Source organism: Actinoplanes sp. NPDC024001, assembly GCF_040638955.1.
In the GTDB taxonomy this organism is placed as follows: domain Bacteria; phylum Actinomycetota; class Actinomycetes; order Mycobacteriales; family Micromonosporaceae; genus Actinoplanes.
In genome coordinates this window covers 1-22,094 of record NZ_JBEZZB010000169.1, presented here as the reverse complement: position 1 = coordinate 22,094, position 22,094 = coordinate 1, and the positions used below count along the sequence as shown (strand labels likewise).

General features: G+C 71.1%; 16 protein-coding genes. 10 read left to right on the top strand and 6 right to left on the bottom strand.

Annotation, left to right across the window (positions count from 1 at the left end):
* Positions 1-190: 190 nt before the first annotated feature.
* Positions 191-784: a TetR/AcrR family transcriptional regulator gene (locus tag AB0F81_RS41770; protein ID WP_360207697.1), complete on the bottom strand. Its 594-nt coding sequence runs from the start codon at positions 782-784 to the stop codon at positions 191-193.
* A gap of 110 nt (positions 785-894) precedes the next feature.
* On the opposite strand from AB0F81_RS41770, the gene AB0F81_RS41765 reads away from it, so the two are divergent.
* Positions 895-1,464, top strand: coding sequence for a hypothetical protein (locus AB0F81_RS41765; RefSeq protein ID WP_360207695.1), 570 nt, complete (start codon positions 895-897; stop codon positions 1,462-1,464).
* On the opposite strand, the gene AB0F81_RS41760 is transcribed toward AB0F81_RS41765, so the two are convergent.
* Positions 1,443-2,195, bottom strand: coding sequence for an MBL fold metallo-hydrolase (locus AB0F81_RS41760; RefSeq protein ID WP_360207692.1), 753 nt, complete (start codon positions 2,193-2,195; stop codon positions 1,443-1,445). The genes AB0F81_RS41765 and AB0F81_RS41760 overlap by 22 nt on opposite strands.
* A 154-nt stretch (positions 2,196-2,349) precedes the next feature.
* Entirely contained in the window at positions 2,350-3,774 is a 1,425-nt protein-coding gene (locus tag AB0F81_RS41755; protein WP_360207689.1) for an FAD-dependent oxidoreductase, read from the bottom strand.
* 74 nt (positions 3,775-3,848) lie between these two features.
* On the opposite strand from AB0F81_RS41755, the gene AB0F81_RS41750 reads away from it, so the two are divergent.
* From AB0F81_RS41750 to chrA, 4 genes are all read left to right on the top strand, one after another.
* The gene (locus tag AB0F81_RS41750; protein ID WP_360207686.1) at positions 3,849-4,553 is read left to right on the top strand and encodes a TetR/AcrR family transcriptional regulator; all 705 of its coding nucleotides are present in this window, start codon (positions 3,849-3,851) and stop codon (positions 4,551-4,553) included.
* 137 nt (positions 4,554-4,690) lie between these two features.
* Positions 4,691-5,197, top strand: a complete 507-nt coding sequence (locus AB0F81_RS41745; RefSeq protein WP_360207682.1) for a Chromate resistance protein ChrB — start codon at positions 4,691-4,693, stop codon at positions 5,195-5,197.
* Positions 5,194-5,625, top strand: a complete 432-nt coding sequence (locus tag AB0F81_RS41740; protein WP_360207679.1) for a chromate resistance protein ChrB domain-containing protein — start codon at positions 5,194-5,196, stop codon at positions 5,623-5,625. Before AB0F81_RS41745 ends, AB0F81_RS41740 begins: the two co-directional genes overlap by 4 nt.
* 19 nt (positions 5,626-5,644) lie before the next feature.
* Positions 5,645-7,018, top strand: coding sequence for a chromate efflux transporter (chrA, locus tag AB0F81_RS41735; protein WP_360207676.1), 1,374 nt, complete (start codon positions 5,645-5,647; stop codon positions 7,016-7,018).
* A 30-nt stretch (positions 7,019-7,048) separates the two neighbouring features.
* Here the strand turns inward: chrA and AB0F81_RS41730 are convergent, their stop codons facing one another.
* Together AB0F81_RS41730 and AB0F81_RS41725 are read right to left on the bottom strand one after the other, a co-directional pair.
* Positions 7,049-8,062: a hypothetical protein gene (locus AB0F81_RS41730; RefSeq protein ID WP_360207673.1), complete on the bottom strand. Its 1,014-nt coding sequence runs from the start codon at positions 8,060-8,062 to the stop codon at positions 7,049-7,051.
* A gap of 132 nt (positions 8,063-8,194) precedes the next feature.
* Positions 8,195-10,354, bottom strand: coding sequence for an MMPL family transporter (locus tag AB0F81_RS41725; RefSeq protein WP_360207700.1), 2,160 nt, complete (start codon positions 10,352-10,354; stop codon positions 8,195-8,197).
* Positions 10,355-10,513: 159 nt separating this feature from the next.
* On the opposite strand from AB0F81_RS41725, the gene AB0F81_RS41720 reads away from it, so the two are divergent.
* From AB0F81_RS41720 to AB0F81_RS41710, 3 genes are all read left to right on the top strand, one after another.
* Positions 10,514-13,972 (top strand): Ig-like domain-containing protein, encoded by a 3,459-nt coding sequence (locus AB0F81_RS41720; protein ID WP_360207670.1) that lies wholly within the window; start codon positions 10,514-10,516, stop codon positions 13,970-13,972.
* Positions 13,973-14,060: 88 nt separating this feature from the next.
* Entirely contained in the window at positions 14,061-15,062 is a 1,002-nt protein-coding gene (locus AB0F81_RS41715; RefSeq protein WP_360207667.1) for a carboxypeptidase-like regulatory domain-containing protein, read from the top strand.
* A gap of 555 nt (positions 15,063-15,617) precedes the next feature.
* On the top strand, positions 15,618-20,501 hold the full coding sequence (locus AB0F81_RS41710; RefSeq protein ID WP_360207664.1) for an RHS repeat-associated core domain-containing protein: 4,884 nt from the start codon (positions 15,618-15,620) through the stop codon (positions 20,499-20,501).
* A gap of 55 nt (positions 20,502-20,556) precedes the next feature.
* Here AB0F81_RS41710 and AB0F81_RS41705 read toward each other — a convergent pair whose 3' ends face one another.
* A complete protein-coding gene (locus AB0F81_RS41705) occupies positions 20,557-20,691 on the bottom strand; it encodes a hypothetical protein (protein WP_360207661.1) in 135 nt (44 codons plus the stop codon).
* On the opposite strand from AB0F81_RS41705, the gene AB0F81_RS41700 reads away from it, so the two are divergent.
* On the top strand, positions 20,690-20,866 hold the full coding sequence (locus AB0F81_RS41700; protein ID WP_360207658.1) for a hypothetical protein: 177 nt from the start codon (positions 20,690-20,692) through the stop codon (positions 20,864-20,866). The two genes, AB0F81_RS41705 and AB0F81_RS41700, sit on opposite strands and share 2 nt — an antisense overlap.
* A 177-nt stretch (positions 20,867-21,043) precedes the next feature.
* Positions 21,044-22,094, top strand: a 1,051-nt coding sequence (locus AB0F81_RS41695) for an aromatic acid exporter family protein (RefSeq protein WP_360207655.1), incomplete at its 3' end; no start/stop codon positions are given.

Genomic DNA, 22,094 nt, shown 5'->3' with positions numbered 1-22,094 from the left:
GCGGGCTGGCGCTCGTCGTCCATGTCGTCGCGGGCGGCGGCCCGGGGTAGCCCGCGGGCGCGGGGTCAGGCCGGCGTGACCGCTCTGCGCCGCGCGCCGGCGGCAACGAGCAGGGCGGCGCAGGTCAGGGTCACGCCCAGCCAGACGGCGCCGTCGACACCGAAGGCGTCCTCGGCCTGCTCGGCATCTCTCAGGACGGCGGGCGCGCGGCGTGGGTGCGGACGAGGTCCTCGACGCCGCGCAGGAACGTCTCGCAGATCCGTGCCGGGTCGAACAGGCAGCCGGCCGCCATGGCGCCGTCGCGCAGCATCACGAAGTGCTGCGCGGCGGGCTCGGCCGAGGCCGGCTGCAGGCGTGCCATCAAGGTGGTGACGGTGTCGAGGAACCACTGCCGGTGGGCGAGGACCGCCTGGTGCACGGGGTGGTGGGGGTCGGGGTACTCGGCCACCGCGTTCAGGAAGGCGCAGCCGCGGAAGCCGGGGGAGCGGATGCCGTCGGCGATCGACGCGGCGGCGGCCAGCACGGCGCCGCCGGCGGACAGGCCGGGGGTGACGGACTGCTCCACCTGGCTGCGGATGGCCTCGTCGGCGCCGCGCAGATAGGCCAGGACGAGGTCTTCCTTGCCGGGGAAGTGGCGGTAGAACGTCGCCCGGGTGACCTTCGCCTCGGCGACGATGCGGTCGACGCCGACCGAGTGGATGCCTTCGGCGTAGAAGATCTGGGATGCCGTGGTGAGCAGCCGCAGGCGTGCCTCGGACGGCCGGATCTCGGTGGTACTCGCCATGGCGCCATCGTAGCGACAGAACGTTCGTTCTTGACGGCGGCCGTGCGGCCGGGCCATCATCTGCCAAGACAGAACGTTCGTTCTGCCTTGATCGGTCCGAGAGGAACACCATGACCACCGTTGCCGCCCTCGGCATCTCGACGACGGCAGCCGCCCTGCGGCGGCTCTACTTCGCCCGCTTCGCCTTCGCCATCGTCTGGGCCCTCGTGATGTTCACGACCGCCGAGCACCTCGGCCCGCTCGCCGCCACGCTGCTCGTGCTCTACCCGCTGGCCGACGCGGCCGCGGCCGTCATCGACGCTCGCACGTCGCGCCTGACCGGGTCGCTCACCCTGCTGTACGCCAACGTCGTGGTCAGCCTGCTCGCCGCGGCCGGCCTCGCCTTCGCCGGCGCCTCCGGCATACCGGCGGTCCTGCGCGTGTGGGGCACCTGGGCGATCGTGGCCGGGCTGATCCAGCTGGTCGTCGGTGCCCGCCGCCGCACGATGGGTGGCCAGTGGCCGATGATCATCAGCGGGGGGATCTCCACCCTCGCCGGCGCGTCGTTCCTCGCCAGCGCGTCCGCGGCCGACCCGGCGCTGACCAGCGCCATCGGCTACGCCATCCCGGGCGCGATCTTCTTCCTCATCGCCGCCGTTCGCCTCGGCCGCGCCGCGTCTCAGCCCAGCGGCCAGCTCTGAGAGTCCACGCCGAGTTGCGTGGACGGGAACGTCGCCGTCGCCTCGGCGAGCAGCGACTCGCCGGGCAGCCGCGGATCGAGGTGGACCAGGACCAGCCGGCCGGCACCGGCAGCCGCGGCGATCCGGGCGGTCTGCTCCGCGGTGCAGTGGTACCGCGGGCTCGCCGACGCCGTCGTCCAGGCCTCGTGCAACAGCAGCGGGACCCCCGCGACGAAATCGGCGGTGCCGGGATCGGCGGCGGTGTCGGTGCAGTACGCGAAGGCGTCGCTGTAGCGGAAGCCGACCGACGGGTGGCTGTGCGTGAGCTGGGCCCGGACCCGCACCGGATGCCCGGCGACCTCGGCCGTGGCGGCGGTCAGCTCGTGCACGTCGTGGAACAGCTCGCCGGTGGGCGCCGACCCGTACGGCGCGCCGGTGAGCTGCTCGACCACGGCGCGGGTGGACCGGCCGTACAGCCAGGCGCCGGGACCCCACACGTGGCGTTCGACGGCGGGACCCAGCGCGTCGAGGTAGCTCAGCCCCACGACGTGGTCGAGGTGGAAATGGCTCAGCACGATGTCGATGCGGTCGACGCCCGCGCACAGCCCGGGGTCGGTGGCGAGCCGGCGCAGGCCGGTTCCGGCGTCGAGCACCAGCAGCCGGGTGCCGTCGCGCACCGCGTAGCACGACGTCTCCCGTTCACTGCTGGGCAACCAGCCGCCGGTGCCGAGGCAATGCAGCGTTCGGTTCATTCCGCTCCCCTGGAAGCCGGCTCGCCGTTTCCCCACCATGCTGACACCGAGACCGTGACCGGAACCCGAGAGGCGGTTACCGAAGGCGATCCCGGACAGCCCGCTCGGCCCGGACACCGAGCCGGTGCACATCGTGCACGTCCAGCCGTACTGATCAGGAGTCGAAGGAGTAACCGACCAGGTTGGCGGCCTTCAGGAGCAGGCCGTCGCGGCCGCCGTTGCGGTCGGCGCGGGCGATGGCGTGGCGGACCATCTGCACGGCCGGATAGACGAACGGCTCGGGTGGGATCGGCAGCGGCCGTTTGCGGGCCATCCGCAGCCGGGTGCGGGCGGTGTCGGCGCCGGCCAGCAGGTCGAGCATGACGGTGCCGGCGAACCGGGTGGCGGCCACGCCGAGACCGGTGAAACCGCTGCTGTAGGCGACCTTGCCGCCCATGGCGACGCCCTGGAAGGCGGCCAGCTGCGTCGACATGTCGATCATGCCGCCCCAGGCGTGGGTGAACCGGATGTCGCCGAGCTGCGGGAACGTGCGCAGGAAATGGTCGGCGAGGCGGGCGAACGTCTCGGGGCGCTGGTCATACTCCGGGCTGATGGCGCCGCCGCGGTGGTAGACGGCGTCGTAGCCGCCCCACAGGATCCGGTTGTCGGCGCTCTTGCGGTAGTAGTGGAACTGCCGGGAGGAGTCGGAGATGCCGAACGGCTCCCGCCAGCCGATCTCGTCGAGCTGCGCGGCGGTCAACGGCTCGGTCATCAGGACGTAGTCGTAGACCGGGAGGGTCAGCAGGCGGTTGCGTTTCAGCAGCGACGGAAAACCGTTGGTGGCGAGCACGGCCTGGCGGGCGCGGATCGTGCCGCCGAAGGTACGGGCGCGCACCGCCGTACCCTCGTCGGTGATCCGGCTGACCGCGGTGTGCTCGAAGATCCGCACCCCGAGGCGCAGGCAGGCCGCCTTCAGGCCCCAGGCCAGCTTCGCCGGGTGGACCAGGGCGATCCCGTCCTGACGGAACAGGCCGGCGCGGTAGAGCGGGGAGCGCACCAGCGTGGCCAGCTCGTCGCGATCGTGGAAGGTGCCGCCGGGCCCGGCCGCCGCGCGCAGCTGCGCGACCTGGTGCGGCTCGGTGGCGACCGCCAGGCCGCCGCCCTGCTGGTACTCGGCGTCGATGCCGTGCCGCAGCAGCGACGCGTGGAAGTCGCGGAAGTTCTCCTCGGCCAGCGCGTCCAGCACGTCCAGATCGCCGGCGAAGTAGCGGTGGCCGTTCTCCGGGCCGTGCGTGAGGCTCGCCTCGACGAAGCCGCCGTTGCGGCCGCTGGCCGCCCAGCCCACCTCGGCGCCCTCGACCAGCACGACGTCGCGCGCGGGATCGGCCTCCTTGGCCTGCAGCGCGGTCCAGAGGCCGCAGTAGCCGCCGCCGATGATCAGCAGGTCGGTCTCGGTCCGCCCGGTGTGCGCCGGCTGCGCGGCGGGCCGGCCCGGATCGTCGAGCCAGAACGGGGTCGGGGACGCGTCGGCGAGTGCCGCCCGGATGCGCCGCTCGTCGGTGCGGATGTCGTGGTCGTAGGCCGCCCGTGCCGTCTGCATGGATCCTCCCTGGTCGGACCTCCAGGGAACCGCCGCCGTATCCTTATGTCAATGCGTTGACATAAGGAGGTCGCATGGCGGCATCGCAGCGGGTCACGGCCACCCGGGTACGACGGCGCCCGACCCGGGCCGGGGTGGTGCTGGACCCCGACCTGATCATCGACGCGGCGCTGCGGCTGATCGAGGCGCCCGGCGGCAACGCGCTGACCGTGCGCCGCCTCGGTGTGGAACTCGGCGCCGACCCGACCGCCGTCTACCGCTACTTCCGCGACCTGGACACCCTGCTGATCGCCATCACCGACCGGCTGATCGGCGAGGCGCTCGACGGCTTCGCGCCGGCCGCCGACTGGACGGCCTCGCTGCGCGAGATGGGGGAGCAGGTGCACCGGCTGCTGCAGCGCCACCCGCGGATGGCGCTGCTGATGGCCAGCCGCTTCACCGCCGGCCCGAACGAGCTGCGCGCCGCCGACCTCGGCATCGGCCTGCTGCTGGAGGCGGGCTTCAGCGCCCCCGACGCGGTCCGGCACTACCGCGACTTCATCGAGACGGTGCTCGCCATCGCCGCCATCGACGTCACCGAGCTGACGCCGGCCCAGCAGCAGGCCGAGGACGAGGCACTGGCGCGGGCGTTCGGCGACCTGTCCGCCGCGGAATACCCGCACCTGAGCGCCGTCAGCGAGCACCTCATGGCGGTGGCGGCCTCGCCCTTTCCCGGCGTCCTCGACAAACTGATCGAGGCGATGCGGGTGTCCCTGCACCGGGCGGCGACCGATGGCTGACTGCGGCGAGGCGCTCCCGCTGGACACCGCCCGCCTCCCGATTGGTCTGCACCAGCGCCGAGCGGGCAGAACGATGATGTAACCGTGGTTTCAGCAAACAATTGACCCGGGTTTCGTAACCGTGCTTACATATCGGCATGGTGGGAGTTGCGGGCGGCGAGGCCGGGCGCTGGGTGCTGCTGGCATACCGGATGCCCCGGGAGCCGTCGCGGCCACGGATCGCGGTGTGGCGCAACCTGGAGCGCCACGGTGTCGCGCGGCTCGGAGACGGCCTGGTCGCGCTGCCGGCCGACGCCCGGACCCGCGAGCAGTTCGACTGGATCGCCGACGAGATCATCGAGGCCGGGGGCACGGCGATGGTCTGGCTCGCCACACCCTCCACCCTCGGGCAGGAGCAGCAGGTCGCCGCCGCCATGCAGGCGGCCCGGGCCGCCGAGTACCAGACCGTGCTCGACGAGGCCATCGCGGCTCAGGCCGGCTCCGGCGCCGAGCGTACGCGGGCCGTGCGCCGGCTGCGCGGTGAGCTGCACCGGATCAGCCGCCGCGACTACTTCCCGCCGCGCGAGCGAGACGCCGCCCGCGCCGCCGTGCAAGCCCTCGCCGCCGCCGAGCCGGCCGAAGCCGACCAGCAGGAGCAGGCATGAAATGGGCCACCCGTGCCGGAGTGCACATCGACCGCGCCGCGTGCGCCTGGCTGATCCGCCGGCACATCGACCCCGACGCCACCTTCGTGTTCGTCACCGATCCGGCCGCGGTGCCGGCCGACGCGACACCGTTCGACATGCGCGGCGTCGACCTCGGGCACCACGGCGGCGACTGCACCTTCGAGACCATCCTGCGCCGCTACGACCTGCACGACCCGGTGCTGTGGAAGATCGCCGAGCTCGTGCACGAGGCGGACATCGACGACGAGCGGTTCGACGCGCCCGAGGCGCCCGGCCTGGACGTGATCCTGCGCGGCCTGTCGATGGTCTGCGACGACGAACAGACCCTGCACCTGACCGGCCCGATGTTCGACGGCCTCTACGAGTACCAGCGGCGAGCGATGCTGCTCAACCGCCCGCCCGCCTGACCACCGGAGGAACACACCCATGACCACGACCACTTCGGCGCAACGCGACGTGGTGCCGTTCCGCGACGCGGTCCGCGCCTGGTTCGTGATCTCCCTGCAGACCTTCGGCGGCCCGGCCGGCCAGATCGCGGTCATGCAGCGGCACCTGGTCGACGAGCGCCGGTGGATCGGCCAGCGCCGGTTCCTGCACGCGCTGAACTACTGCATGCTGCTGCCCGGCCCGGAAGCCCAGCAGCTGGCCATCTATGTCGGCTGGCTGCTCAACGGCCTGCGCGGCGGGCTCGTCGCGGGCACCCTGTTCGTGCTGCCCGGCATGGTGGCGCTGCTGGCGCTGTCCGCGATCTACGTGGGTTTCGGCGACACCACGGTGGTCACCGCCCTGTTCGCCGGGCTCGCGCCGGCGGTGGTGGCGATCGTCGCGCAGGCGGTGTGGCGGGTCGGCTCCCGCGCACTCACCAGCCGGCTGCTGATCGGCTTCGCCGTGGTGGCGTTCCTCGCGCTGGCCGTGTTCGGGATCCCGTTCCCGATCGTCATCGCGCTCGCGGCGCTCGCCGGCTGGGCGCTGCACCGATGGCGGCCGCAGTCGATCACCAGCGGTGGGCACGGCGGCGGATCCGGCGGGCCCGAGCCACTGATCTCCGACGACGCGCTGCACCACGACCGGCCGTCGGCTCGCCGTACGATGAAGATCCTGATGGTGGGGCTGGTGGCCTGGTTCGTCCCGGTGGCGCTGGTGGCGGCGCTGACCGGGGTGGGCAGCGTCTACACGCAGCAGGGCCTGTTCTTCTCCGGCACGGCCGTGGTCACCTTCGGCGGCGCGTACGCGGTGCTGGCCTTCGTCGCCCAGCGGGCGGTCGAGCACTACGCCTGGCTGTCGGCCGGCGACATGGTCCGCGGCCTGGCGCTGGCCGAGACCACACCCGGACCGCTGATCATGGTGGTGCAGTTCGTCGCGTTCCTCGGCGCCTTCCACCACCCGGGCCCGCTCGACCCGTGGGTGGCCGGGGTGGTCGCCTCGCTGCTGACCACCTGGGTGACGTTCGTGCCGTGCTTCCTGTTCATCCTGCTCGGCGCGCCCTACGTGGAGCGGCTGCGCGGCAACCACGCCCTCTCGGCCGCGCTGACCGGCATCACCGCGGCGGTGGTCGGGGTGATCGCCAACCTGGGGCTCTACTTCGCGGTGCACACGCTGTTCGGCGGCACCACCACGATCACGACCGGGCCGTTGCACCTGCAGGTGCCCGAGTGGGAGACCGTCCGCTGGGTGCCGGTGGCCGTCGCGATCATCGCCGGCGTGCTGATCTTCAAGGCGAAGTGGTCGGTGCTGCGGGTGCTCGGCGTCTGCGCGGGCCTCGGTCTGGCCGCCGGGCTCGCCGGCCTGCCCGGCGTCTGATCCGCCTCAGCCCGCCGCAAACCAACGCTGCTATCTCAGGAGCGCCTCGAGCAATTGCTCGTCATCGTCCTCGCCTCGCCAGACCACAAAGGCGAGGCGCGGATCCCACCGGTTCGCCTCGTGGCTCAACCGTATGCTGGCGATGGTGTTGGAGACGATCACCAGCGACGCATCCGGCGCCACGCGGTCGAGGAATATTCGGCCTTTCCGCAAGTGCTCGATCACTTGATGACCGAGAAGTGACTGAGGCCGGTAAACGGCATTGACGAACACCGTCCGGCCGTCGAGTTCGACCCTGAAGTCCACGGAATCGTCTTTCTCCCGCACCTCGGCCAGCCTGCCACCGGGCCCGGTCAGCAACCGGGCCACCGCGAGTCTCACCGATTCCTGATAGGCGGCTGCCTGTGCTGATGACGGCGCCTCGTGGCTTTGTTGCACGCGGGCGCGCAACGCCTCCATCAGATCAACCGCGACCGGATCGCTCACCTCGATGAGCGAGCTCGTCCGGTGTGTCGTCTCACCCGCGTCGAACTCCTGTCCTGGCGACGAGCCGGATGAGGCGTCTGGCTCCCTCCCATCCCCGACGTCACCCGGCGAATCGCTACCGGCCGGCACGAACATCGACGTGATGGCTTCGATGGTGCCGATCTGCAATCTGTCACCGGGTGGCGCCTGGGCCTGCTGGGCCAGCTCGCTCAACATCGTGAAAGTCACCCGGTGGGGGAGGGCCTCCCTTTTGCCGGCGTCGACCACCGCGCGATCGTAGACCCACCCCAGGGTCTCCCACCATCGATCATGCCGCTGTTGCTGTCGTGTGCTCTGGAGCTGTTTATGCGCGATCCAGGCGGCAATGATCGCTGCTCCGAGCGCGGCCAAACCGCCGAAGCCGGCCGAGGTCAGGAAACGCTCGAAGAATGGTTCTGTCGCGGAATCCGGCGGCACGGCCGGGGCGCTGGGCGCGAGGGCCAACAATGCTTGCCCCGACGCCAATGATCTCGGACTCGGGGCGCTCATGAGGTGGTGGATCCCGGTGACGGCATTCACTAGATCAGGTCTCCCAGCCATGAACGAATCCCCAGCCTTGCTGTTGATCTCGGAGAGCTACTGTCGTCGTTCCGCCTTTCTAAGCGGATTCCGCACCTCAGACAAGGGCGAATCCGCGAGACACCGACCGGCTCAGCCGTGCCGGGAGTCCCCGCTGTCCGGCGCCATGACGACCGGGATCCGCCCCGCCGCTCCTTGCGCGCCGTCGGCGCGCGGCGCCGACCAGCGCTCATGCCACCGCCGCAACCTGGCCGGCGCCCACCAGTTCCACTCGCCGAGCAGGCTCATCAGCGCCGGCAGCAGCAGGCCACGGACCACCGTCACGTCGAGCAGCAGCGCCACCGCCATCGCAAAACCGATCTCCTTGACGGCGATCAGATCGCCGAGCAGGAAACCGAGGAACACCACGCCCATGCCGAGCGCGGCCGCGGTGACCACCGGCCCGGACTTCTCGATCCCGGCCCGCACCGCCCGGTCGCCGGCGCCGCGATCCCACTCCTCCCTGACCCGGGCGAGCAGGAACACCTCGTAGTCCATCGACAGGCCGAAAATGAACACGAACAGCAGGACCGGCGTGGTGACATCGATCGCGCCCCACGACGCGAAGCCGAACAGGGCGTCGCCGGCACCCCACTGGAACACCACGACCAGCGCGCCGAGCGTGGCGAGCAGGGTGAGCGCGTTCATCAGCAGCGCCTTGACCGGCACCACCAGCGAGCCGGTCAGCACGAACAGCAGCACCGCCGCGGGCAGCACGACGATCAGCAGGGCGATCGGGAACCGGCCGGCCACCGAGTCGCGGTAGTCGACCAGTTCCGCGGCCGGGCCGCCGACGAGCACCGGGAACGGCGGATCCAGCGCCCGGATCGCGCGCACGACGTCGCGCGAGACCGGGCCGGCGGTCTCGCCCTGCGGTGTCACGTCGACGACGGCCACCGGTGCGTCGATGTCGGGACGCGGCTCCACCCGCAGCACCCCGTCCAGCGTGTTGACCGCGTTCAGGAAGTCCCGGACCGCGGCGCCGGCCGGGTCCGCGTCGACCAGCACGACCACCGGGTCCGCCTGGCCGCCGCTGAAGTCGCGCAGCACCGCCTCGTGCAGCCTGCGGGCCTCCGCCGAGGCGGGCAGCGCGCGGGCGTCGGAGTTCTCCAGATTCACCGCGAGCAGGAACGGCAGCGACATCGCCAGCAGACCGGCGACGACGGCGAACGCCACCGGCCCCGGCCGGCCCTGCGCGACCGCGGCGAGACGCGTGAGCACGCCCGGACCGCGGCGGGCCCGGGCGGCCGGGATGCGGCGGTGCGCGACGGCGATGAGCGCGGGCACGGCGGTAAGCCCGGCCGCGGTGGCCACCAGCGCGGCCACCGCGCCACCGAGCGCCATCGCGCCGAGCAGCGGTTCGGCGAACGCGGCCAGCCCGGCCATCGCCGCGGCCACGGCGAGCCCGGCGATCAGCACGGTACGGCCGGCGGTCGCCGTCGTACGGGAGAGCAGCTCCGCGACCGTGGCGCCGGGGCCGGCGTCGCGCTCCTCCCGGAACCGGGCGATCATCAGCAGCGCGTAGTCGACGGCGAGCCCGAGCCCGAGCAGGGTGACCACGTTGACGGTGAACTCGCTGACCCCGGTGAGCGCGGTCAACCCGAACAGGCCGAGCAGCGTCACCGACACCGTGGCCAGCGCCGCGGCGAGCGGGATCACCCCGGCCACGAACCCGCCCGAGATCAGCACCAGCACGACCAGCAGGACCACGATCGCGACCGACTCGCCGAAGGCCGCGTCCGCGACGGCCTGCTCGGCGAACGCGCGCTCGGCGAGCTTCTCGCCGCTGACCAGCACCTCCGGCGCGTCGATGCGGTGCAGCGCGGCGGCGACCGCGTCCTCCACCTGCTCACGCCGCTCGTCCGGCAGGCCACGCTCGAGCTCGACGCGAATCAGCGACCGCCGGTTGTCGGCGCCGATCCGCCCGCCCGGAGCGCCGTACAGATCCTCGACCTCGGCGACGCCGTCCATCGCGCGGATCCCGGCGGTGACCGCCGAGACGTCCGCGACCAGCGCCGGGTCGAACACGTCACGCCCGCCGACGACGGCGACGACCGTCTCACCCTCGGGCTGCAACCGGTCGATGCGCCGGTCGGCGCGCTGCGACTCGGCGTCCGGGCGCAGGCTGCCGGTGGTGGTGAGCCGGTCGAAGACCTGGCCGCCGAGGACCACACCGGCGGCGACCAGCACGAGCCAGGCGCCGAGCAGGGCCCGGCGCCGCCGGGCGCACCACCGGCCGAGTGCAGCCAACATCACCGCCGCATGATATCGACGCGGATCGTCCGGACGTACGGCCAGTTCTGACCGGTCGGCGGCCGGTCGAGTCGGACAGCCGACGCCGGGCGAAGTCACCGTCCCTTTAGGATTCCTTAATTCTTCGTGAAGCGATGGACATCCATACGGGGGAGTTGAATGCCCGTGCTTCGGCGTGCGCTCAGTGGTCTCGTCGCGCTGGCGACCGTGATCACCTTGACCTCGTTCGTCAGCTCGCCACCCGCGACCGCGGTGGCCCTGCCGAGCGGCTTCCAGGAGCAGATCGTCTTCAGCGGGCTCAGCTCGCCGGTCGATCTGGAGTTCGCGCCCGACGAGCGGGTCTTCGTCGCCGAGAAGGGCGGCCGGATCAAGGTCTTCGACAACCTCGCCGACACCACCCCCACGGTCTTCGCCGACCTGTCGGCCAACGTGCACAACCAGTGGGACCGCGGCCTGCTCGGCATGAGCCTGGCACCCAACTTCCCGGCCGACCCGTACGTGTATGTGCTCTACACCTACGACGCGCCGCCCGGGCAGACCGCCCCGGTCTGGAACGACGTCTGCGCCAGCGCGAACGACGGGCGGTGCGTGGTCACCGGCCGGCTGTCCCGGCTGCGGGCCAGCGGCAACACGATGACCGGCAGCGAGCAGGTGCTGCTGCACGACTGGTGCCAGCAGTTCCCCAGCCACTCCATCGGTGACCTCGCCTTCGGCGCCGACGGGATGCTCTACGTCGCCGCCGGTGACGGGGCGAGTTTCAGCGCGGTCGACTACGGCCAGTTCCCCTCGGGGGCGCCGACCAACCCGTGCGCCGACCCGCCCAGCGAGGGCGGGGCACTGCGCTCGCAGGACATCCGCACACCCGCCGACGAGACCCAGCTGGACGGCACGCTGCTGCGCCTGGACCCGGCCACCGGCGCGGCCGCGCCCGGCAACCCGAACATCGGCGCCGCCGACCCGGACACCCGCCGGATCGTCGCGAACGGCCTGCGCAACCCGTACCGGATCACCATGCGGCCGGGCACCAACGAGACCTGGATCTCCGACACCGGGTGGACCACGTGGGAGGAGGTCAACCGGGTGGTCGACCCCACCGCGGGCGTGACCAACTTCGGCTGGCCGTGCTGGGAGGGCAACAACCGCCAGCCCGGATACGACAGCGCCAACCTGCCGATCTGCGAGAACCTCTACACCCAGCCCGCCGGTACGCACACGCAGCCGTTCGTCGCCTGGAACCACGCCAGCAAACTCGTCGCCGGCGAGGCCTGCCCGACCGGCAGCTCGTCGTCGACCGGGGTGGCGTTCTACCCGACCGCCGGCGGCCCCTACCCGGCGGCGTACCACGGCGCGATCTTCTTCGCTGACTACTCGCGCCGCTGCATCTGGGCGTCGCTGCCGTCCACCCCGGGCGGCCTGCCCAGCGCGGCCAACCTGCAGACCTTCATCTCCGACGCCGCCGCACCGGTCGACCTCGAGGTCGGCCCCGGCGGTGAGCTCTACTACGCCGACCTGGGCGGCACCATCCGCCGGGTGCGCTACTTCCCGGGCAACCAGCCGCCGACCGCGGTCATCGACGCGACCCCGACGCAGGGCCCGTCCCCGCTGACCGTGACCTTCAACGGCACCGGCTCCACCGACCCCGACCCGGCCGACGAGGGCCGCCTGCGCTACGCGTGGGACTTCACCAACGACGGGGTGACCGACTCCACCGCGCCGACGGCGACCTTCACCTACACCACGCCGGGCTCGTACACGGCACGGCTGACCGTGACCGACACGCTGAACGCGACCGGCACCAGCACGATCGCGGTCACCCCCGGCAACGAGGCGCCGACCGCGGTGATCGACACCCCGGTGCTCGGCACCACCTGGAAGGTCGGCGACACGATCACCTTCTCCGGTCACGCCACCGACCCGCAGCAGGGCGACCTGCCCGCGTCGCGCCTCAACTGGGGCCTGGTCATGCACCACTGCTCGGCGCCGGAGAGCTGCCACGAGCACGCGATCCGCACCTGGAGCGGGGTGGCGTCCGGGTCGTTCGAGGCGCCCGACCACGAGTACCCGTCATATCTGGAACTGAAGATGGTCGCCACCGACCAGGAGGGCCTGAGCCACACGGTGGCGCGCCGGCTCGACCCGGAGACCGTCGACCTGACCTTCAACACCGTGCCGGCCGGGCTCCAGCTCACCGTCGGCTCGTCGGCGGGCACCACACCCTTCACCCGTACGGTCATCCAGGGCTCGGTCAACTCGGTGTCCGCGCCGTCGCCGCAGGGCTCCTCGACGTTCGCGTCGTGGTCCGACGGCGGGGCGCAGACCCACGTCATCACCGCGCCCACCGCGGCGACGACCTACACCGCGACCTACACGAGCGCCCCGGTGTCGCAGCGCATCGGCTACACCCAGGTCGGCGCGTCGGTGGACTCCGGCGCCCAGAACTACATGAACGGCTCGCGCTTCGTCACCGGCTCCGAGCCGGCCACGGTCACCTCCATGTCGGTCTACCTCAAGGGCGTGCAGGCCGCGCCGAACAACCAGTACCAGCTGGCCATCTACGCCGACGCGAACGGCTCACCCGGCGCCCGGGTGGCCACCAGCACGTCGGGCACCCTGACCGCCAACTCCTGGAACACCCGGCCGGTCAGCGCGGCGCTGGCCGCCAACACCGCCTACTGGCTGATGTACAACACCAACGGCGACAACAACCTGAGCTACGACGCCGGCACGGCCAACCAGGGCGCGTGGAGCGGGTCCACCCCGTTCGGCACCTGGCCGGCGACGTTCGGCACCTCCAGCCGGTGGAACGCGAAGTTCTCCATCTACGCCACCACCGGCGCGGACACCACCGCGCCCGCGGTGACCGCCACGACCCCGGCCGCCGGCGCCACCGGGGTGGCCCTGACCGCACCGGTCACCGTGCGGTTCAGCGAGGCCATGGCCGCGAGCACCATCACCGCGGCGAACCTGGAACTGCGCGGTCCCGGCGGCACGCTGGTCAACCGCACGGTCGCCTATGACGCGGCCAACCAGGCGGCGACGATCACGCCGTCCGCCGCGCTGGCCGCCGGCACCCCGTACACGGTGACCGTGCGCACCGGCGTGACCGACGCGGCCGGCAACGCCCTCGCCGCCAACCACCAGTTCTCGTTCACCACCACCGACCCGAGCGCCCCACGGCTCGGCCACGACCAGGTGGGCGGCTCGCTGGACTCCGGCGACATGAACTACATGAACGGCTCGCGATTCGTCAACGGCGCCACCGCGCTCACGATCAGCCAGATCTCCGTCTACCTCAAGTCGGTGCAGGCCGCCCCGGCCAACCAGTACCAGGTGGCGATCTACACCGACGCGAACGGCTCGCCGGGCACGCTGGTCGCGGCCAGCACGTCCGGCACGCTGACCGCCAACGCGTGGAACAGCCGGCCGGTCGCCGCGACGCTGGCGGCGAACACGGCGTACTGGCTGATGTACAACACCAACGGCGACAACAACATGAGCTATGACACCGGCAGCGCCAACCAGGGCGCCTGGAGCCAGCCGCGGCCGTTCGGCACCTGGCCGTCCTCGTTCGGCACGTCGACCCGCTGGACCGCGAAGTACTCGATCTACGCCTCGTGACCGGGGGAGGGGTTCGTCACCCACCGTGACCCGGCATAGTAGCCCCCGGCCGCATCGACCGGTGTGGCTGCTGGGGAGGTGGTGGGACGTGACGACGCACTTGCGCGCCCGGTGGATCCGCGTGGCCGCGGTGACGGCGCTCGCCGGGGCGGCACTCGCGGTGCCCGCGGCGCCCGCGGCAGCCGCCGCCCCGGCCATCCAGATCGTGAGCGTGTCGTCGGAGAGCGTGAAGCCGGGCGAGTCGGTGCGGGTCCGGTTCCGCGCCACGAACAACGAGCGCGGACGGGCGACGGTCTTCGTGGCCGTCTCCGGCGGCCTGCGATGCACCGCCGGATGCTCCACGTCCAAGGTCCTCGGCGCCGGCCAGAGCGCCACCTTCGACGCCACGGTCGTCGCGCCCGAGGTGAGCCCGGGTGAGACCAGCGGCCGCAACCTCGCGGTCTCCGTCCGGGTCGGCACCCAGACCGCTTTCGATCACCGGATGATCCTCGTCGGCGGCGCCGGCGCCACGGCGCCCACGGTGAAACAGATCGCCGGGCGGATCCGCGGCGCCGGCGGCAAGGCGATCGGCGGCGTCAAGGTGGCCGTCCGGGACAGCGCGGGGCACGAGTTCCGCGCGACCAGCGACCGGCGCGGCCGGTTCACGATCAAGGCGAGCGCGGGCCAGCCGATCGCGGCCGGCGCCATCACGGTCGTCGCGGCCAAGGCCGGCTATCGCACCGCCAGCGCGAGTGTGCGGGGCACTGCCGGCAAGACCGCGACCGTACGGCTGACCTTGGCCACCGTGGCCACACCGTCCACGCCGCCGCCGTCGCCCTCCGCCGAGGCGAGCCTTCCCGCGGCCGCGCCGGAGGAGACGCAGAGTCCCGCCGCGGTGCCGGCACCCACCGTCGAGGCCGCCGGTGACGACGAGGGCAGCTCGCCGTTGATCATCCTGCTGGGCGGGCTGCTGGTCGCCGTGGGCCTGGGTGCTCTCGTGCTGGTGCTGATCCGCCGGCGGAACACCTCGAGGATCGGGGCCGGGGTGGCCGAGCCGACCGCCGTGCTGCCCACCGTTTTCCCGGCCGACGGATATCAGCGGAAAGGCTGATTCGGTCGCGTTTCTCGCGTCCTTTTCTGATCGCCGGACAGGTCGCCATTCCGGGAAGCGATTGTGGTAACGGCCATTCGCCATCGGAAACATTTGGAGATCATCGGCAGTCGCCGGGTGACATGACCCTGCGTGTACACCGCCATGGATCTTGGATAGCGCGCGTGACGGCTGTCTCGATACCGTTCCTCGCCGCGACAATTCCCCGAGCATGTGATATCGACGCGCGCGGATAGACCTCAGGGCCGAGGTGGTCCATCCGCCGACCGGCCGTGATCAGCGAAGGTTACGCAAAGTCACCTCCCGGCGACCGTGAAATCGCGCCGCCCCGGCTCCATTCCGTGTCGGAGGCGGGGGGATGGGCGCCATTCGGGCTCCGCGATATCAGGCGAAAATCGGCCTTTGGCTTCAGAACCACCACCGCCACGCGCCGGCGCCCATGTCCCAATTGGGCGAATTTCGGCAGCGGAAAGTAGTTGTTGACCAGCACATTGATGCCTGTCTACGGTTTGGCGGATTGCATATTCCTAAGTAGACACGGGGGGAGTTCGGGCGATGACGCATGCCCATTTCCGGCTGGACAGGCCATTCAATAAACGGTGGACGGTGGCGGTCGCGCTGGCCGTCACCGTCGCCGGCGTACCGCTGACGGCCCGGCCGGCAGCCGCCGCGCCCACACCGGCACCCGGCACACCCGCCGGCGCGCCCGCGACACCCACCGCACCGGACTGCTCGCTCGCGGCGCAGCCCGACGAAGCGCGCGCGAGCGCCGCCGCCAAGGCGTGCGGTAAAGCGGTGGAGAACGAGGCAGCCCGCACCGAGACGCAGAGCGTGCACGCCAACCCGGACGGCAGCTGGACGGCCACCGTCGCCGCCGGCCAGCTCCGCACCCGCAACGCGGCCGGCGACCTCGTACCGATCGACCTCAACCTGCACACGCGCGCCGACGGCTCGGTCGAGCCGGCCGCGCACCCGGGCGGCCTGCGGCTGTCCGGCGCCGCCGGCGCCGGCGAGCACGAACTGCTCAGCATCACCGCCGACCGCAAGCGCATCTCGATGGGCTGGACCGGGGCCCTGCCGGCGCCCGAACTGGTCGCCAACACCGCCAAGTACGCCAACGTGCGCCCCGGCGTCGACCTGGTCGTCACCGCCACCCGCACCGGCGTCGAGCAGGTGCTGGTCGTCAACAACCGGGAAGCGGCCAAGCAGGTCGCCGACATCAAACTGCCGTTGAAGACCGACGACCTGACGATGGCCGGCGACGGCAACGGCGGCACCGTCTTCCGCAACGGCAAGGGTGCGGTAGTGGCGACCTCGCCGACGCCGGAGATGTGGGACGCCACCGTCGACGCCACGGGCCGCCCGGCCAAGGTCCTCGCCGTCGACACGGTGCGCACCAAGCGCTCGGCGGAGTCCGCCGACCTGACGCTCACCCCCAGCAAGTCGTTCCTGGACGACCCGAAGACGGTCTACCCGGTCACCATCGACCCGTCGATCAACCCGCTCTACGACAGCTTCGACACCTACGTGAAGGAGAATGACGCGGCCGACCGGTCCGGGTCGGACACCCTCATGCTGGGCTACGTGTCCGGCGCCGACGCGGGTGTCGCCCGTTCCTTCCTGCACTGGCCGGTCAGCACCCTCAAGGGCAAGAAGGTCACCAGCGCCAGCGTCAAGTTCTGGAACTACTACTCCGGGACCTGCACGGCGCGCCAGTGGGAGCTGTGGAGCACCGGGGCGGCCAGCACCGCGTCGCGGTGGGCCAACCAGCCGGCCTGGCTGACCCGCGAGGCCACCTCGACGCAGACCGCCGGATACAGCTCGGCCTGCGCCGACAACTGGGTGTCGGTCTCGGCGAGCAGCTTCTTCGATCGGGCCGCCGCCGCCCAGCAGGACACCGCCTACATGGGCCTGCGGGCGACCACCGAGGGCACCGACGTCACCTTCCTCAAGCAGCTGCGCAGCAACCGGTCGGACAACGCCGATCACATCCCGACCGCGAGCGTCACCTACACCAGCTACCCGAACGCGCTGGACCCGCTGAAGCTGCAGCCGGGTGACGCGGCCGAGACCGAGACCCGCACCCCGGTGATGAAGGGCGTGTTCAGCGACCCGGACGGCGGCACCGGCCGGGTGGACTTCGAGGTCTACGACCGCACCGGCGCCACCCTGATCGCCTCCGGTTCGGGCGCGACCGTCAACCACGGCAGCGAGTCCAGCTGGACGGCGCCGAGCGGCAAGCTGAACGCGAACACCACCTACAAGTGGCGTGCCCGCGGCCACGACGGCAGCGTCGGCGGACCGTGGTCCGTGTGGCGCTTCATGACCACCTCCGACGGTTCACCCACCGGCGAGCAGGGCCGCTTCTCCTTCCAGGAGCAGAAGCTCACCGACCGGCTCGAGCTGAAGGTCAACGTCGCCAACGGCAACCTGCTGCTCAAGAACACCGACCTGCAGATCCGCGGCACCGGCTCGGACTTCACGCTGGAGCGCTACTACAACTCGCGGTCCACCACGACCACGCCGCTGGGCAAGGGCTGGACGCTCGGCACCGCGCACGACGTCAAGGTCACCTACTCCAAGTCCGACCACGCCACCGCGGACGTCACCTACCACGCTCCGACCGGGTTCACCGCGAAGTTCATCAACTCCGGCACCAACGCCTGGCGCACCCCGCCGAGCCTGGACGCCAAGCTCACCCGCAACACCAGCACCGGCGAGCTGCGGCTCAAGTTCGACAAGAGCGAGGCGAGCTTCTACTTCGCCGACAGCACCGGCCGGCTGCTGCGCAGCCAGGACAAGAACAACAACAAGATCACCTTCGGGTACGACGGGAACGGCTGCGCCACCACCATCACCGACACCCAGGGCCGGGTCACCACCCTGACGTACGTGTCCAGCGGGCTCGCCCGTACCACTCCGGACTCGTACCGGCTGACCTCGGTGACCGACTCCACCGGCCGCAAGACCAGCTACACGTACAACGCGGCGAAGAACCTGGAGACCGTGACCGACGCCGCCGGCGGGGTGACCCGCTTCGAATACGGCAGTGACCGGCTCGCGAAGGTCACCACGCCGGAGGGCCGCGTGGTCAACCTCGGCTACGAGCCGGACACCTCCCGGATGCTCGACTTCTACGAGCAGACCAACCCCGGCGGCAGCCCGGACACCGCGCGCTGGACCTTCACCTACTCGGCGAACAAGACCGAGGTGACCGACCCGAACGGCAGCGCCACCTCGTCGACCACCGACGGCATCACCACGCACGACTACGAGGAACGCGACCGGGTCACCAAGGTCAAGGACCCGCTCGGCCACAGCCAGGACAAGAAGTACAACGCCAACGACAACATCGAACTGCTCACCGACGCGCTGACCAACGCCACCACCTTCGGCTGGGACCCGAACACCAACAACCTCACCTCGGTCGGCATCGCCACCGGCGCCAAGTCGAACCTGGCCTACGGCAACACGACACACCCCAACTCGGTCAGCACCGCGACCGACCCGCAGGGCAACACGATGAGCTACTCCTACGACGCGGCCGGCAACAAGACCGCCGAGGAGAGCAGCCAGTATCCCGGCCAGAAGATCTTCGAGGCCGAGCACAACGACAACGGCACGGTGAAGTGGCGCGACGACGCCAAGGACGTGCGCACCAACTTCACCTACGACGCCAAGGGCAACCTCACCAAGGTCGACAACCCGGCGCCGCTCGGTGACATCACCATGGCCATCGACACCCTGTCCCGGATGGTCGAGAACACCGACGGCAAGGGCAACAAGACCCAGTACACCTACGACAAGCTGGACCGGATCGACAAGATCACGTTCCAGGGCGGGAACGTCGTCGACTACACCTACGACAGGGACGGCCACCTCGTCCAGCTCACCGACCCGACCGGCACCACCACCTTCACCTACGACCGGTTCGGCCGCCCGACCGGCAAGCAGGTGCCCGGCGCCGCCGCGATCCGCTACGAGTACGACCGCAACGGCAACCTGACCAAGTACACCGACGGCGGCGGCGCGGTCACCTACGCCTACAACGCCGCCAACCTGGTCACCTCGCTGCAGGAGCCGGGCGCGTCCGGCCCGGTGACCTTCACCTACGACGACAACAACCGGCGCACCAACATGTACCTGCCGACGAACCCGCGGATCACCGTGGCGATGAAGTACGACAAGTCGGGGCGGCAGACCTCGATCATCGCCACCAACGACGCGACCGGAGCGAAGCTGACGTCGTTCACCTACGACTACACCAAGGCCGGCGCGGACTCCGCCCTGCGGCACTCGATGACCGACCTCTCCGGCACCACCAGCTACACCTACGACAAGCTGAACCGGCTCACCGCAGCGTCCGGGCCCGGCCTGTCCCGCAGCTACGCCTACGACGCCAACTACAACCGCACCTCCAAGACCGAGGGCGGCACCACCACGTCGTACAGCTACAACGACGCCCACCAGCTCACCGGCAGCGGGTCGACGACATACTCCTTCGACGCCAACGGCAACCTGACCAGCTCCAACAACGGCTGGGCGATCACCTACAACACCATCAGCGACCAGACCGTCAACGTGACCGCGCCGGGCAAATCCCTGCACGGCCCGCTGACCTACGGCGGCGTCAGCCAGACCGAACGGCGCCGCGCCGGCAGCGTCAGCTACACCAGCAGCGCGCTCGGCACCGCCTCGGCCACCCGGCCGGCGACCACCGGGGCCAGCACGATGACCACCATCGACCCGAACGCGATGGAGCCGCCGCACGGCACCTCCGACTACTACACCAGGGACAACAGCGGCAACCTGATCGGGCTGCGCGCCAACGGGGTGCGGTACTACTACCTCGTCGACGGGCTCGGCTCGGTGGTCGGCGTGGTCAACACCAGCGGCGCCAAGGTCAACTCGTACAGCTACGACCCGTACGGCAACCAGCTGTCCGCGTCGCAGCAGATCCACAACCCGTGGCGCTACGCCGGTGGCTTCTTCGACAGCTTCACCGGGCTCACCAAGTACGGCGCCCGCTACTACGACCCCGGTCTCGGCCGCTTCACCCAGCGTGACCCCAGCGGCAAGGACCTGCCCTACGCCTACGCGAAGAGCGACCCGGTCAACAACAGCGACCCCACCGGGCTGCTCACCGAGTCGGCCGCCTTCGAGTTCTGCTTCCTCGTCTGCGGCTCGCTCGGTTACGCCGAGGACGACCAGGGCAACAGCGGCTGGAACTGGAGCGTCGGGGTGGGCATCGGCACCGGCCCGGGCATCAACTACACCGCCCAGCCCGGTGACCTGGAGAAAGGTCTCGGTGCCAGCGGCTCCTGCGCGGCGGGCCCCGCCGGCGTCTCGGTCAGTGAAGATCTGGAGGGTAACGACACCTACGGATACGCGGCCAGCACCGGCGCCGGGTGCAGCCTCGGAATCCAAGGGCAGCACTAACTCCTAGCGGCACCGAGCTGGTGGAGACCCGGAACACCGGGTCTCCACCAGCTCGTCAGCGCGATCGGCGCCAGAGCAGGTAGGCGACCAGCATGGCCGCGATGGCCCCGATCAGGGTGAGCACCATCACGAAGGGTGGGACGGGCGTTTTCTGCGCCGCGAGCAGGTCCGACGCCAGCAGATCGAGCATGGTGGCCCTCCTCAGGGATCCGGGTACCCACCTGTTACCCCGGCGCATCCACATCTATCCATTCACGACGGTCCCGGCCGGATCTTCCCCGGAGCTGACCCTGCGCCACCAGGACGACGGCCTGCTGCGCGCGGCGCCACCGCGCTTCCTGGACGCGCAGCTGGTCACTCTCTGAGCAGGTGGTCCGGAGCCAAGGGCGAACGTTCTCCGCCCGGTGGACACCGGCACCGGCCCCATCGCGACCGTGATCTGGACCGGCGTCGATCAACCGTCCGGCTTCTAGGCTCGACCCATGAGGGGCGCGTCCCGGACGGGACCCGGCCGGCCCGGCGCAGCCTCGTCGGGAGGAACGATGGGGCTGATCAGCGTCCTGCGCCATCCCTGGCGGACCATGCTGCTGCGCTGGGGCCGGATCCCGGGGCTGCGCACCGCCAAGGTCACCCTCGCCGCGGTGCTGTCCTATGTCGCGGCCGACCTGCTCAACACCAGCGCGGCGCCGATCCTCGCGCCGCTGACCGCCATCCTGATCGTGCAGGTCACCGTCTTCCAGACGGTCACCGAGGGGATGCAACGGGTCCTCAGTGTGCTGGCCGGCGTCCTGGTCGCGGTCGGGCTGGCCACCATGGCCGGGCTGAACTGGTGGAGCCTCGGCGCCGTGGTGGCGGTGACCCTCGTACTCGGGCAGGTGCTCCGCCTGGGACCGCACACCCTGGAGGTGCCGATCAGCGCGATGCTCGTGCTGGCGGTCGGCGGCGCGGCGGCGCCGGAGGCGGCGACGGGCCGGGTCTACGAGACGCTGATCGGCGCGGTGATCGGCATCGTGGTGAACTTCGCGATCGCCCCACCCGTGCACGTGGTCTCGGCCGGGGTGGCCGTCTCCGGCCTGGCCACCCGGCTGGCGCAGTTCCTGCGCGAGCTGGCAGCGCAGCTGCGCGCCGGCTGGTCGCGCCAGGTCGCGCAGGACCGGCTCACCGCGGCCCGCGCCCTGAGCGCCCCGGTGCTGGCCGCCGACCGTTCGCTGGTCCGCGCCGAGCAGAGCGCCGTGCTCAACCCGCGCGGCGCCGAGGTGCGGGTGGCCCAGCCGCGGCTGCGGACCGCCCTCACCGCCATCGAGTACTGCACCATCGTCGTGCGCACCCTGTGCCGGGAGATCTTCGACCGGACCCTCTACCTGCCGCGGGAACTGGAGGGGGAGGCCTATGCACCGGACGCCCGCCAGGCCCTCGCCGACGTGCTCGACGCCGCCGCCGCGGCCATGGACGAGGTCGCCGCCGTCGCCGCGGGCACCGAACCGGCCGACACCGCCCGGGCCCGCGTCGCCGAGCACCTGGACGAGCTGCAGCGCCGGCGCGAGCTGCTCGGCCGGCTGCTGCTGGTCGACCCGCACGCCGACGCCGCGGCCG